At 60.9% G+C, this 14,142-nt stretch carries 13 protein-coding genes; 3 read left to right on the top strand and 10 right to left on the bottom strand.

What is annotated here, in order from left to right:
• Positions 1 to 127 precede the first annotated feature (127 nt).
• From D1222_RS01805 to D1222_RS01765, 9 genes are all read right to left on the bottom strand, one after another.
• Positions 128 to 1,117, bottom strand: a complete 990-nt coding sequence (locus D1222_RS01805; RefSeq protein ID WP_119452528.1) for a glutathione S-transferase family protein — start codon at positions 1,115 to 1,117, stop codon at positions 128 to 130.
• Complete coding sequence (locus D1222_RS01800) at positions 1,117 to 1,842, bottom strand: HAD family acid phosphatase (RefSeq protein WP_119452527.1); 726 nt, start codon at positions 1,840 to 1,842, stop codon at positions 1,117 to 1,119. Before D1222_RS01800 ends, D1222_RS01805 begins: the two co-directional genes overlap by 1 nt.
• 18 nt (positions 1,843 to 1,860) lie before the next feature.
• Complete coding sequence (locus D1222_RS15700) at positions 1,861 to 2,289, bottom strand: YbjN domain-containing protein (protein ID WP_182481839.1); 429 nt, start codon at positions 2,287 to 2,289, stop codon at positions 1,861 to 1,863.
• Between the two features lie 113 nt (positions 2,290 to 2,402).
• On the bottom strand, positions 2,403 to 2,825 hold the full coding sequence (locus D1222_RS01790) for a DUF1330 domain-containing protein (protein ID WP_119452526.1): 423 nt from the start codon (positions 2,823 to 2,825) through the stop codon (positions 2,403 to 2,405).
• Between the two features lie 43 nt (positions 2,826 to 2,868).
• Positions 2,869 to 4,638, bottom strand: a complete 1,770-nt coding sequence (locus tag D1222_RS01785) for a glycoside hydrolase family 15 protein (RefSeq protein ID WP_119452525.1) — start codon at positions 4,636 to 4,638, stop codon at positions 2,869 to 2,871.
• Complete coding sequence (gene otsB / locus D1222_RS01780; protein WP_119452524.1) at positions 4,635 to 5,363, bottom strand: trehalose-phosphatase; 729 nt, start codon at positions 5,361 to 5,363, stop codon at positions 4,635 to 4,637. The genes D1222_RS01785 and otsB overlap by 4 nt, the downstream gene beginning before the upstream one ends.
• A complete protein-coding gene (locus tag D1222_RS01775; protein WP_119452523.1) occupies positions 5,363 to 6,733 on the bottom strand; it encodes an alpha,alpha-trehalose-phosphate synthase (UDP-forming) in 1,371 nt (456 codons plus the stop codon). Before D1222_RS01775 ends, otsB begins: the two co-directional genes overlap by 1 nt.
• Before the next feature lie 163 nt (positions 6,734 to 6,896).
• Positions 6,897 to 7,337 (bottom strand): hypothetical protein, encoded by a 441-nt coding sequence (locus D1222_RS01770; protein WP_119452522.1) that lies wholly within the window; start codon positions 7,335 to 7,337, stop codon positions 6,897 to 6,899.
• Positions 7,338 to 7,341: 4 nt separating this feature from the next.
• On the bottom strand, positions 7,342 to 9,588 hold the full coding sequence (locus D1222_RS01765) for a DPP IV N-terminal domain-containing protein (RefSeq protein WP_233348465.1): 2,247 nt from the start codon (positions 9,586 to 9,588) through the stop codon (positions 7,342 to 7,344).
• 178 nt (positions 9,589 to 9,766) lie between these two features.
• On the opposite strand from D1222_RS01765, the gene ettA reads away from it, so the two are divergent.
• From ettA to D1222_RS01750, 3 genes are all read left to right on the top strand, one after another.
• Positions 9,767 to 11,434: an energy-dependent translational throttle protein EttA gene (gene ettA, locus D1222_RS01760; RefSeq protein ID WP_119452521.1), complete on the top strand. Its 1,668-nt coding sequence runs from the start codon at positions 9,767 to 9,769 to the stop codon at positions 11,432 to 11,434.
• A gap of 92 nt (positions 11,435 to 11,526) precedes the next feature.
• Positions 11,527 to 12,300: a phosphatase PAP2 family protein gene (locus D1222_RS01755; protein WP_119452520.1), complete on the top strand. Its 774-nt coding sequence runs from the start codon at positions 11,527 to 11,529 to the stop codon at positions 12,298 to 12,300.
• 111 nt (positions 12,301 to 12,411) lie between these two features.
• Entirely contained in the window at positions 12,412 to 13,665 is a 1,254-nt protein-coding gene (locus tag D1222_RS01750) for a sensor domain-containing diguanylate cyclase (protein WP_119452519.1), read from the top strand.
• Between the two features lie 97 nt (positions 13,666 to 13,762).
• Here the strand turns inward: D1222_RS01750 and D1222_RS01745 are convergent, their stop codons facing one another.
• On the bottom strand, positions 13,763 to 14,134 hold the full coding sequence (locus D1222_RS01745) for a hypothetical protein (RefSeq protein WP_119452518.1): 372 nt from the start codon (positions 14,132 to 14,134) through the stop codon (positions 13,763 to 13,765).
• Positions 14,135 to 14,142: the final 8 nt, after the last annotated feature.

Genomic DNA, 14,142 nt, shown 5'->3' with positions numbered 1-14,142 from the left:
CGTCATCCCGGCCGGAGCGAAGCGGAGAGCCGGGACCCATGGCGGCTGGATGCGCCCCTCTCAACCGCCATGGGTCCCGGATATTTGCTGGCGCAAATTCCGGGATGACGGGCCGGGTCGTGCGAAGTCAGGCCTTAAGAAGCGCAGCATTCTCACCAATCATGGCGGCCAGCTTCTCCCGCGCCTCTTCCGGCAGATCCTTCCACGCCTCGCGCAGCGCCATCAAGCAGCGCAGCTGGTATTTGAACACACCCTGCGTGTACGGCTTGCCATCAAGCTCAAGGCTGAACGTCTCATGGCCAGCTTTCAGCGCTTCCTCATTCGCGCTGAGGAATGGCAGATACGTGTCGCCCGCGACCGCCAGCAGCGCCTTTGCCGGGGCTGATGGCTCATCCGTCCAGTCGCCCTCGATACCCGACGCATCATCGACCATGTCGAGCCAGCGATAGAAATAGGGCCGCTCCTTGCGCAGGAAGTCCATCGGCGTCGGGTCAACGCTCATCACTTTCACCTGTCCATAGAAAGCGAGATCGGCGAGCGAGGGCCGGTTGCCGAACAGGAAGAGCGTCTCGCCAAGGGCGACGTCTTCCAGATGCTGGGTCACGCGTCTGAAAGAGCCTTCGATGACAGGCTTTGTCTCAGGCGTGCAGCCGACCAGCGCCATACGTGAGATCTGGCGCTCGCGGATGACCGCTGCGGCCTGCTCAACCTGCTCACGGCCCGCCAGCGGCAGGCTGTCATACATCAGCCAGTTCGCGCACCATTCTGCGTCTTCTGCATAGTGCCAGCGATAATGGAACATCGCCTTCATGGTCCATTCGTCGGCCATGTCCTCAAGCAGCAGACAGGCAAAACGCTGGACCGGGTCTGGCGGGAGCAGGGCGTGGCCTTCATCTTCGAGCGCCAGAAGGAAGGGCGTGGAATCATTGGTCCACTGGCCGTCCGGCGTCCTGATCACCGGGATGACCGGCGCCTTCACCTGGCTCAATACGTCGCCGCGAATATTCGCCGTCATGGGCACCCAGACATGTGGCAGCCCCTTGGCGCGCATCGCCGCGCGCACTTTCATCGAATAGGGCGAACCGAGCGCGCCGTGGACCTTGTAGACGTCTGACATCAGTTCATCACCGGCTGGGGCCGCTGCGCGCACGGCGTGCCATACATGCCGCCCTGATCGATGCAGAAGAACTTGTCATCCGCGCTGATCGGCTGCGGCCGGTCGTGGCGGTTGTCGCCGATGAAGGCGACGATCTCGACACCCGGATAGCCCTGCGCCGCCAGCATGGCAGGCACCACATCGAAGCGCGGTGTCTTGTCGGACGCGCCTTTCGGCTGCGCGCGGGTCAGCAGGACGCGGAAGTCTTCATTGCGCTCCAGCCCGACGCTGGCGAGGTTCTCCTCGGTCCAGAGCTGTTCGGTGTCAGCGCGGTTGGTCACCAGCGCGACATGGCCGCCAAGTTCATTGACGCGTTCGATGAAGGGCTTTGCACCTGGCACCAGCGTCGCAGATTTCTCCGAGGTCCATTCGTGCCAGCTTTCTGGCGTAAAGCCTTCGCCAATGCGCTCACGCCTGATCTGGTACTCGACATTGTTGAGCACGGTCTCATCAATATCGAGCGCGACCGCCCAGGTGCCAGCCTCATGGGTCGCGGCGACTTCTTCGACATAATCAGTGGCCAGCGCGAAGACTTGCTCTGCCTTCTCGCCCCATTCCGGATGGTTCGCGACCCAGTCGACGCCTTCGCTGAGCGCAATGTCGCTCTCAACCGGTGCGGCGGCAGGCGTCGTGCATGCCGCGAATGAAGCTAGCGTGATGGCCGCTAGAAACTGTCTGAAGTGCATGGGGTAGGGTCCTGTCTGTCAGATAGGCTGGGATGTCTCTGCGCTTTGGCCCCAGCCAATAAGGTTTTCAAATTCTTCAACTTCCAACATGAACCAGCCGAGCGTATCGACGAAATTCTCGCGCGTGACGCCGTGCAGCATGTTGATTGAAAACTCAATGAATGGGTCGTTCTCGTCGTCTATATATGCCTTTGTATAGCGGCTCTGGTTCCAGGCATTCACAACATCCTCAAGGTTCGTCCAGTTGAGGTCATAGCCTGACGAAAAGGTGATGACTTCGCACGTGTCCGGCCCTTTGCTGCAGGCCTGGAAAAAAATCCAAAACCTGATCTCACCATCATCGACCTTGATTTCTGCGGCGCCGTTGTCGCTGCGCGTAACCTCGGTTGTAAATCCTGCACTGTGAAGCAGGTCGAGCACGACTTTTTCATCGCTCGCGTCCAGCATGGTTCGCGGTATCTCTGCGGGCTCTGCAGTCCCAGGATCGCCGCTGGCTGAAAGCGCGAGCGCACCGGCGCAAAGAACCGCGCAAACAGAAGACATTCCAAATCGACGCATGGTCAGCCTGCTGCTCCCATTGGGTGTGTTTCGATCAGTTCCTGATACTTCAGGCCCGCCTCGCGGTGGCGGTGGGCCTTCTGATAGCGCGGGTCGCGCATCATGCGCCGCATGTGCTGACGCGAGGGATAATGGACGACCAGAACCCGGTCCCATTCCTCGCCGCCGCCGATGAGATAGCCTTGGCCACTGCCCGCATAGACGGGCTTCACGCCGATCTGGGGGTCATTCCCAAGCTCAACAAGGCCTGCGCCATAGCGGTTATAGGCTTCCTCGCCGGTCAGGCCTTCCTTGGCCTCCGGCGCGTCTGCCGGATACTCGGCCTTGTCCTTGAATTTCAGCAGATTGATCATGACGATTGGCCCGTCATGCGCATCCTTGGCGAAGCGGGTCATCTGCTCTGTATTCGGCTGGACGGCTGGCATGGATCTCTCCCTTTTTCAGCCAACCATCGCTGATCAGGAGGTCTCAGACAACCTCATCCCAGTCGCGGCTCAGCCTGTTAGCAGCATTGATAATGCCGACCATTGAATAAGTCTGCGGGAAATTACCCCAGAGCTCACCCGTCGACGTGTCGATGTCTTCGGACAGCAGCCCAAGGCGCGTGCGATGGGCAAGGACGTCCTCAAACATGGCGCGGGCCTCGTCGATCCGGCCAATGCGGGCGAGGGCATCAATGTGCCAGAAGGTACACGCCGTGAACGCGGTCTGCGGCAGGCCGAAATCGTCTTCGACGCGGTAGCGATAGACGTGATAGCCGTCGCGCAGCTCCTCGTCGATCCGCTCCACCGTCTTGATGAAGCGCTCGTCCGCAGCATCGATAAAGCCGATCTCCGCCATGAGCAGGACGGACGCATCGAGGGCGTCCTCACCGAAGGCTCCGGTGAAGGCCTGACGCTTCTCATTCCAGGCAAGGTCGAGGATGCCGGTGCGCATCTCGTCTGCCTTGGCGTTCCAGTAATTGGCGCGCTCAGGCTTACCTAGAAACGTGGCGATCCGGGCCAGCCGGTCGCAGGCCGCCCAGCACATAATGGCTGAGGAGGTGTGAATATGCGCCTTGCCGCGAAACTCCCAAATGCCAGCATCGGGCGTATTCCAGACGGCATAGGCCCGCTCGCCCACGCCCTCGAAATGCTCAAACTCCAGTTCGCCTGCCTTGGCGTGAAGGCGGTCATCGAAGAAGGCCTGGCTCGCGCCTAGGACGACATGACCATAGACGTCATGCTGTATGTGCTCGGCTGCCTGATTGCCAAAGCGCACCGGCCCCATACCGCGATAGCCGGGCAGGGCATTGGCAAAGCCTTCGGTCAGGTCATGCTCCAGCGCGATGCCATAGACCGGCTGGATATGCCCGCCCTTGGTATGGGCGACCGTGTTGCGGAGATAGGCGAGATAGTATTCCAGCGTCCCCACGGCAGAGAGGCGGTTGAGCGCGGTCACCGTGAAATAGGCATCCCGCAGCCAGCAGAAGCGATAGTCCCAATTGCGCTGTGAGCCTGCATGCTCCGGTATCGACGTCGTGAGCGCCGCGACGATGCCGCCAGTCTCTTCATAGACGCAGAGCTTGAGCGTGATGGCGGCGCGGATCACCGCGTCCTGCCAGTCTGGCGGGGTGGCGAGACGGCGAGACCAACTCATCCAGTGGTCGGCAGTGCGTTCCAGCCATTCCAGCGCGATGACACCGACCCGGTCGGACAGGCTTTCATCAGGGCCCATAAGGAAGCTCAGCTCACGGTCGAGCACGAAGTCCCGCCCATCCATCACATAAGAGACGGGCGCGTCGGTTGTGATGCGGAAGCCTGCATTCTCATCCAGGAACTTGATGTGGTTCACGCCCCGGCGGGTGACCATATTATAGTCGCCGCGCTGGCTTTGCGCGAACAGGTCCACCCGGATGCGCGGCATGCCCCGCAGCGGCGTGATCCGGCGCACCATGGAGGCGGGGCGGAACATGCGGCCCTTGTCCATGAAGCGCGGACAATAGTCTGTAATGCGGATGGCAGAGCCGTCCTCGGCTTCCAGTTCGGTCTCGATGACGGCGGTGTTGCGGCGATAGCGCTGCGTGCTCTTGCAATGGCCCTGCAGCGTGATGGCGAACTTGCCGCGTCCGCCAAGCAGGCTGTTGAAGACGGGCTCACCATCCAGACGCGGCAGGCACATCCAGACGCATTCGCCATGTTCATTGATCAGGCCCGCGACCGTGCCATTGCCGATAATACCGAGTTCGAGATTACTCATTTGCGCCCCTGACGCTTGATCCAGTCTGCCACCGCTTCCGGGCCTTCCAGCCGGTAAGTGGCGCGTGTTTCGCCCTTGCCCACTTTTATCGACACCCCGCCGAGCCGATTGACCACGTCGAACGCGTCCTCGTCGGTCGTGTCATCGCCAACCATGACGGGCATACGGTCCTCCAGCGCGGCCAGCACGAGGAGCTTTTCGACCGCCTTGCCCTTGTTCGCGCCGGCAGGCTTTGCCTCAAAGATCATCTTGCCCGCTTGCAGCTTGTAGCCGTCAATATTGGCGAGCCCTGCTTCCAGCCGCGCCTGCAATGTCGGGGCGGCTTCGGGGTTCAGGCGATAATGAAAGGCGATCACCTCGCCCTTTGTCTCTGCGTGCACATGGTCCAGCCCCGCTATCGCTGTCTCGGCGAGCGCCGTCAGCGTGGCCGGGGCTGCAGAGCGCGTGTCTTCGGGGCTCTCGCCTGGGGCGCATATCTCCAGACCGTGCGTGCCAGCGCGCCAGAGCGTGTTCGGTACACGCGAGGAGAGGTCGCGCACGTCACGCCCGCTGATGATGATTAGCGCGCCGCCAAGCGCGTCCTTCAGCCGGGTCAGCTCTTCAGCGATCCCATCCGGCAGCTTCACCGTCGACGCATCGTCCTGCAGCGGGGCGAGTGTACCGTCGAAATCAAGGAAGAGGGCGTGCCGATGATCGAGATCTGGCAGGTCGGTGAGGGTATTCATCAACAAGTATCGACGTCCAGATCATCGAGGAATTTCTGTCGCCACCAGGAAATGTCCTGCTCGACAACGGTCCGGCGCAGTTTTTCCCAGCGTTCCTGTCGCTCTTCAAGTGGCATTTCGAGTGCTTTGTAGATTGTCTCGGCGACGTGATAGCGGTCATGCGGATTGACGATCAGCGTGTCGGATAGCTGTTCGGCGGCGCCTGCAAACTGCGACAGGATCAGGACGCCGGGGTCGTCCGGGTCCTGCGCCATGACGAACTCCTTGGCGACGAGGTTCATCCCGTCCCGCAGCGGTGTGACGAGGCAGACCGACGCGATGCGGTAAAGCCCGGCGAGCTCTTTCCGGTCATAGGACCGCGCAAGATAGCGAAGCGGAATCCAGTCGAGGTCGCCATAATCGCCATTGATGCGGCCAGCCAGCTCATCGAGCTGGACGCGGAGATCCTGATACTCTTCCACCTTTGAGCGGGACGGCGGCGCGATCTGCGTGAAGGACACCCGTCCGCGCGTCGAGGGGAAGTTGTCGAACATCTTGCCGACCGCCTCGAAGCGTTGTGGCAGGCCCTTGGAATAGTCCATCCGGTCCACGCCGAGGACGAGCTTTCGCCCACCAAGGAATTTCCCGATGCGAGAGGTCGCTGTCTTGGCGCGCTGACCCGTCGCCAGTTTCGCGAAACTCTCTGCCTCGATCCCGATCGGATAAGCGTTCGCCCTGATCCGCCTGCCGAAGACACTGATCCAGCCATCGCCCTCATCGACCCCGTCGCAGGATCGCACGAGGAATTGCACGAAGTTGGAGCGGTCATTCTCTGACTGGAAGCCGAGCACATCGAAGGCGCACATGGCGCGGGCAATTTGCTCATGCTCTGGCAGGGCGCGGAAAACTTCAGGCGAAGGGAAAGGGATGTGGAGGAAAAAGCCGATCGGGCCGTCCCATCCGCCTTTCCTCAGATAGTCGCCCATCAGCAGGAAATGGTAGTCATGCACCCAGACGCTGTCGCCCTTTTCAAGGTGCGGCACGACCATGTCGGCAATGCGCTTGTTCACCTTCTCATAGGCGTCAAAATCGGTGTCGCCGAAATGGGCAAGATCCACCCGGTAGTGGAAGACTGGCCAGATGACGCGGTTTGCGTATTGCAGATAGAAGCCGTCATGCTCGGCCTCGGTAAAGTCGGTGACGACGAAGTCGACGCCTTCGTCGGTGATATGCTCGGGCGGGCCCGGCTCACCTTTGACGATATTCCCTGACCAGCCGAACCACATGCCGCCTGTCGATGTCAGCGACTCCCAGACCGCGACGGCAAGGCCGCCTGCGCGGGCACTCGGATCAGCAGCGGTGCGGTTCGAGATGGCAATCAGTCGGCCCATGCGAAACCCTTCCTTCTGGTAATGAAGATGCCGCAGGAGGAAAGCGCATCAACCCCAAAGGTTCGATTTCACGTGAGTTTTTGCGCACACGCCAAGGCGTTGGCCAGTGCGCTCAGTCTTTGAGCGACGTGATTGAGGGCACGTTGGTACCTCGCTCCCGCGACTAGTAGAGCGCTACAAAAGCAGTGAGGCAGGCGAGCCAGAGATTTGCCAAGCCGTACTTGACCGCAAAGACACGGGCGCCTTTGAGCCACACGGCCAACGCAAAAAGGATGGGGATCATCATTGGCAGAGAGAATGTCACTACCTGAGTGACCCATTCGGGCTTTCCCGGCTCTCCAGTCACCCAGTCCACTATGTGATCACTTCCCCAATACATGTAGAAGACCCAAAAGAGGGGCAGGACCGCCAGTACCCATACGCGGCGGTACGACCCGGAAATGCGTGGATAGTAGGACATCCCGAACGCTCTCATGAAGATCGCGAGCGTTGCGAGCAGAACCCACAGAAACAGCACAAGTGTGAGTGCCACGAGCAGGGCGGTTAAGACGGCGCCGACAAGACTTGCGCCGTGCGCCAGAAAGCCGCCGAAACCTTGCTCCAATCGCCTATTCCTTGAGCTGCCTGTTGAGGAAGGCCATGCGGGTCTTCATCAGATGGGTCTGAAGGGCCTGACCGCGGATGCCGTGGCGCTGGCCGGGATAGGTCATCAGCTCGAACAGATGACCTTCCTCCTGCATCTCCGCCATCAGCCTTGTCGTATTGTCGAAGGTGACATTGTCGTCGGCCATGCCGTGGACGAGGAGGAGCGGCGGCAGCTCGGCTTCCAGACGCTCAAGATGATAGAAGACAGATGACTTGTCATAGCCGTCCGCATTGTCCTGCGGCGTGTCCATATACCGCTCTGTGTAGAACGTATCATAGAGCGACCAGTCGGTGACGGGCGCGCCAGCGACGGCAGCGGCAAACGTGCCTTCCGGGGCCTGCAGGATCGTCATCAGCGTCATGTAACCCCCATAGGACCAGCCCTGGATGGCAACCCGGTCAGCGTCGACGAAGGGCTGGGATTTCAGCCACTCGACGCCTTTCAGCTGGTCGCGTACTTCCGGCCCGCCGGTCTGGCGATAGATGACGTCCTCAAACGCCTTGCCCCGGTTTGCCATGCCGCGATTGTCGAGGCGGAAGACGATGAAGCCCTGCCGCGCAAGATACTGGTCCGACAGGCTCTCCCAGTCGCGGTCCACCGTTTGCGCATGCGGGCCGCCATAGACTTCGACGATGGCCGGATAGGTCTTCGACGCGTCGAAATCAGCGGGCTTCAGGATGGAGTAGTAGAGCGTCTGGCCATCCTCGGCCTCCAGCGTGCCAAACTCAGGCTCGGCATGAGTGTCGAGATAGGGGGCGTATGGGTGATCCGCATTGAGTGCGTTTTCCTCGACCCATGCGATGAGTTCACCGCTGGCCGTGTAGAGACCCGTCTGCGGCGGCTGGTTCGGGGCCGATGACGTCCCGACAAAGGACTGCGCATCCGGCGCCATGCTGACCGACCAGGACTTGCCCGCTTCAGTGATCTGCTGAGGCTCACCGCCGCTCAGCGGCACCGAATAGAGGTGCTGCTCCAGCGGCGTGTCGGCATAGCCGGTGAAATAGACGATGCCATTGTCCCGGTCGACGCTTTTGAGGCTATCGACGGCCCAGTCGCCGCTGGTCAGGAAGTGAAGCTCGCTCGCCTTGCGGCCGTCTGGTGAGATGGCGAGATGACGGTAGCCGGTCTCCTCGGTGGTCAGCAGGATGCCTTCATCGAGGCCGACAAAGTCGTTAGATAGATTGACCCAGTTGTCTTGCGTTTCCGTCAGCGGCGACCAGACCCGCCAGGGCTTTCCGTCAGTGCGGTTATACCGGATTTCTGTCTGGTCGCGGTTCACCGTCTGGAACCAGAGGCTGCTGCCTGCCCAGTTCACCCGCGCGAGATAGGTGTCCGGCCCGACTGAAGTCAGGCGCGCATCCTCACCGCTTTTCAGGTCATGGACGAAAAGTTCGACAAGCGCATTCGGCGTGCCAGCGCGCGGATAGCGCTGGTCGATGACCGTGGTTTCCTCGGCCTTGATGTCGAAGCGCTCAATAATATCGACCGTGCTTTCGTCGACCTTGGTAAAGGCGATGTGGCGCTCATCCGGGCTCCACCAATAGCCCGTATACCGGCTCATCTCTTCCTGCGCGACGAACTCGGCAACGCCATAGGAGATCGCATTGTCAGGCTCGGCGTCCGGCGTGATCTGGCGTTCCTCGCCGCTCGCAAGCTCGATCACGAACACGGCGCCGTCACGCACAAAGCTCACATAATTGCCGCGCGGGGAGACGCGGGCATCATATTCAAAGGCCTCGGTCTCAGTCAGCTGGCGCGTTTGCGCGCCGTCAGCGCCAAGCGTGACCAGGTGAAGGTCCCCGCCCAGCGGCACGAGGATCGTATCGGCCGTGCCCCAGTCATAGTCCACAATACCTTTGCGGCCTGCAATGCGGCGGCGCTCACGCAGCGCCTTTTCCTCTTCCGACAGCTCCACCTCTTCAGGCTCCAGCAGGGTGGAGTCGACCAGCATCGACTGTGCGCCCGTCTGCACATCGAACTGCCAAAGGTCATAGCGGCTGGAATCATCCTCGCGCGCCTTGAGGAAGGTCACGCGGCTGCCATCAGGAGAGTATTTCACGCCCGTTGGCGCAGGCCCGCTCAGCGAAGGCGAGGCATAGAGACGTTCGATCGTCAGCTCTTTGGAGGCCATAGTGTCCTGTCCGGTCTGTGCGATTGCGGGGGAGGCGAGAAGAAGGGCGGCAGCAAGGCCTGAAACGAGATTACGCATGACGGCCATACCTAGCGTAGTTCAGGCAGGTGTCAGCCCCCGCAACTGGTAGTCGTCGCACAATCCGCCCGTCCCGCGAAAACCCGCCCGCACACCTTCTACCTTGATCTTGAGGGGCCCCAGCGACTACATCGGCGGTTTCCGATTTCCAATCCAGATCAGCGAGCGTTCTCACCCCATGGCCGGTCAACAATACGTCTTCAACATGCAGGGCCTGACCAAGACCTATCCAGGCGGCAAGAAGGTATTCGAAAACATCCACCTTTCCTTCCTGCCAGACGCCAAGATCGGTGTCGTCGGCGTGAACGGTGCCGGTAAGTCGACGCTGCTGCGCATCATGGCAGGTCAGGACACCGAGTTTAACGGTGAGGCGAACCCCGCACCCGGCACCAAGGTCGGCTACCTGCCGCAGGAGCCAAAGCTCGATGAGAGCAAGACGGTGTTCGAGAACATCGCTTCGCAATGCCCTGAGAAGCAGATCTTCGACAAGTTCAACGAAATCTCGATGAAGCTCGGTGAGGAATACACTGACGAGCTGATGGAAGAGATGACGGCCCTGCAGGAGCAGGTCGACCAGGCCGATGCCTGGGACATCGATTCCAAGATCGAGATGGCGATGGTCGCCCTCGGCTGCCCTGAAGGCGATGCGCCTGTCACCAACCTGTCGGGCGGTGAAGTCCGCCGCGTCGCGATCTGCCAGCTGCTTCTGTCCAAGCCTGACATGATCCTGATGGACGAACCGACCAACCACCTCGACGCCGAGACGGTCGCCTGGCTGCAGAACTATCTCATCAACTTCCCGGGCTGCGTGATCCTCGTCACCCACGACCGCTACTTCCTCGATGAGATCACCGACTGGATCCTCGAGCTCGATCGCGGCCGCGGTGTGCCTTACAAGGGCAACTATTCCGACTGGGTCGAGCAGAAGGCCAAGCGGATGGAGCAGGAAGCCCGCGAGGATGCTGGCAAGAAGCGCACGCTGGCCAAGGAACTCGAATGGGTCCGCGCTGGCGCAAAGGCCCGTCAGGCCAAATCCAAAGCCCGTATCTCTGCCTATGAACAGCGCGCCTCCGAGGCGGAGCGTGAGAAAGTGTCCACGGCACAGATCCGCATCCCGCCCGGCCCGCGCCTTGGTAATATCGTCATTGAGGCCGAAGACCTCCGCAAGGCGTTCGGCAACAATCTTCTCATCGACGACCTTTCCTTCAAGCTGCCACCCGGCGGTATTGTCGGCGTGATCGGCCCGAACGGTGCCGGTAAGTCGACCCTGTTCAAGATGATCATGGGCAAGGAAACGCCCGATAGCGGCGCGATCCGCGTCGGTGATACGGTGAAGCTCGGCTATGTCGACCAGTCCCGCGACCAACTCGACGACAAGAAAAATGTCTGGGAAGAAGTCTCCGATGGCCTCGACGTCATCGACCTCGGCGGCGTCGAAGTGAACTCCCGCGCCTATGTCGGCGCCTTCAACTTCAAGGGCTCTGACCAGCAGAAGAAAGTCGGCCTCCTGTCCGGCGGTGAGCGCAACCGCGTGCACCTTGCCAAGATGCTGCGCCAGGGCGCGAACTGCCTCCTGCTCGACGAACCGACCAACGACCTCGACGTGGAAACCCTTCAGGCGCTCGAAGAGGGCCTCGACGGCTTCCCGGGCTCTGTCGTGGTCATCTCGCACGATCGCTGGTTCCTTGACCGTATGGCGACCCACATCCTCGCCTTCGAAGGCGACAGCCATGTCGAATGGTTCGAAGGCGACTTCTCGTCCTATCTCGAAGACAAGAAGCGCCGTCTCGGCCCGGATGCGGTTGAGCCGAAGAAGCTCAAATTCAAGAAGTTCCAGCGCGACTAGGCTGCTGCGGCGGGTCAACTGGCTGTCGCTTTCTGATCGGGAAGCGCACAGCTCGTATTTGAAAAACTCTGTTGGCCCGCCAAATCGTCCGTATGCGTCACACACGATCTCATCTTTTGCCGGCCGGTCTGGCCGCTATCGCCTTCATCGCACTTGCCCTTGCCGTTACGAATGAGGCGATGCTGGTCTCTGTCGATCTGGCGGTCAGTGACGCGGTGCAGGCTGCGCGCAGCCCGGCAACCGACTGGATCGTGGTGCTCGTCACCCTGTTTGGCGATGCGGTTGCCCTGACCCTTATTGCAATAAGCGTAGTGATTGCGCTCCTCCTGCGGCGGGCCTGGTGGGCAGCGGCGATGAGCGCCTTTGCCTTCATCACAACACCGCTGACGGTAAAGCTGATCAAGCTTCTCATCGCGCGCGACCGGCCAACGGCAGACCTTTATGCCGGGGTGGAGAGCTTCAGTTTCCCATCTGGTCACATGACGAATTCGGCTGTCATCTATGGCGCGCTGGCCATCTTTGCGGCCTATGCCCTCAAGGGCGCCGTGCAGAAGCTGCCGGTCGCCGGCTTCATCCTGCTCATCGGCCTGATCGGCTTTTCCCGTGTCTATCTTGGCGCGCACTGGCCAACCGACGTCATTGGCGCGGTGATCCTCGCTAGCGTGATGCTCTTCCTCATCGCATGGGGCTTTGACCAGGTGCGAAATGCCGACCGGCTCGCCAAGCCGTTCGCGCTTGCGATGCTGGTCATGTTCGCGGTCTGGGCAGTCTATGGCTTTGTCACGCTTGAGGTTGCCCTCGACATGTATGCGCTCGATGTCACGCCGGAAGGCACGATTGAGGTCGAGCCTGTCCCACAGGAATAAGCGCCGTATCCGGACGGAAAACAGTGGTTTAACCCAACGATAACCGCTTTTGTCCACAGTGGGCCGAACCCGTATTAGGGTGGGGGAACAAACACACTGGAAGGCGTAGCCATGACAGGGTACCCCGCAAAGCAGAACGTCCCCAATACCGGTGTCATTCCTGACGAGAACTCGCGCCTGCGCGCCGTTCGCGAACTGGGCATCATCAATACGCCAGCCGAGAAGTCCTATGACCGGATCGTCGGTCTCGTCAAAAAGATCTTCAAGGTCGAGATTGCCGCGATCTCCATCATGGATGGTCACCGTTTCTGGCTGAAATCCGCGGTTGGCACGCCCGTGACAGAAGCGCAGCACGCTGACAGCTTTTCCCAGTTTACGCTCGCGATTGATGGTCCGTTCGTGGTGAACGACACGCGCGAAGACGCTCGCTTTCGCGACAATCCCTTTGTCGCCGGGCCGCCATATGTCCGCTTCTATGCAGGCGTGCCGGTCCGCTCCAGCACGGGGCAGGGCATCGGGACGCTGTGCGCCGTCGATACAAAGCCGCGCAAGATCACTGAGGGGCAGCTGGCGGTGCTTCAGGACTTTGCCGACATCGTTGCCGAGAATTTCCAGCTGCGGCGCGTGGCGATGCGCGATGAGCTGACCGGGACGCTGTCGCGCCGGGCCTTCCGTGAGCAAGGCACACAGATCGCCTCGCTGGCGGCGCGGCATCGGCATAATCTCACGGCGATCTGTTTCGACCTCGACCATTTCAAATCCATCAATGACACGTTTGGCCACGCCGCTGGCGATGAAGTCCTGCGCGAGATGGCGAAGGCGGCGCAGACGCGTCTTCGAACGAGCGACCTTCTGGGGCGTATGGGCGGCGAGGAATTTGCTGTCCTTCTGCCGGAAACCGACAGGCAGGGCGCGCTGGAGGCGGCTGAAAAGCTTCGCCGGGACTTCTCAGCTCTCCGCTTTGAGTTCGGCGGCCGGACCGTCGGCATCACAGCGAGCTTTGGTGTCGGCACGTTCGATATAGAGACCCGTGACCTCGACGGTCTGCTGGAGCGGGCCGATGCGGCCCTCTATCAAGCCAAGACCGAAGGGCGTAACCGCTGCGTTGCGTTTGGCAAAAGCGATGTGACCATTCGCGCGGCGCGTCGCCGGGTCCTGAAGGCTGGCAAGATAAGCTTCCGCCGAGGCGGAGCCTCTATCGACTGTACGGTCCGTACCCTTGGCCATGAGGGCGCGGGTCTCGACATGATCGCAACGACCGATGTGCCGAACGAATTCAGGCTGCTCATCAAGGCTGATGGGCTGGACGCGAACTGCCAGGTCACCTCACGCACACGGACCCATCTGGAGGTGGAGTTCGTCTAAAGTAGGTTCGGACCAAACGGAATCGGTTGCGAACGGATAATTGCGCCAAAACAAGGACATAAAGCGGCGGGCCGAAGTGAAACGAAGGACCGACGCTTTAGTCGCCGCGCCGGAAAGGCGAGGACACGACCAGACGACGCGCGCTTTCTTCTTCCTGCGGCGCCGGGCTGGAGCTGGCGGCATCATCGTCTGCGCCCGGCAGATACGACTCGCTGCGCGCATAGACAGAGGGTGATGGAGGCGGGGCCGCGGCGGCGACTTCGCTTCGCGGCACAATCTCGAAGCCCAGAAAGCCGAGCAGGTAGTAGAAGCCGATACCGGTCAGAATGGCCGTCGCGAAAATGCGAACAAGAAATTTCAGGATCGCGCCCGAAAAGGCCTTCACGACGATGGCACTGATTACCCCGCCGCCAAGCCCCGCCGTAGAGGCGACGGCCGCAAGGTCGAAAAGCTCATTGAACCAGTCCATCAGATCAC

The organism is Henriciella algicola, from assembly GCF_003576245.1.
Classification (GTDB): Bacteria; Pseudomonadota; Alphaproteobacteria; order Caulobacterales; family Hyphomonadaceae; genus Henriciella; species Henriciella algicola.
This window is presented reverse-complemented; position numbering and strand designations above follow the sequence as displayed.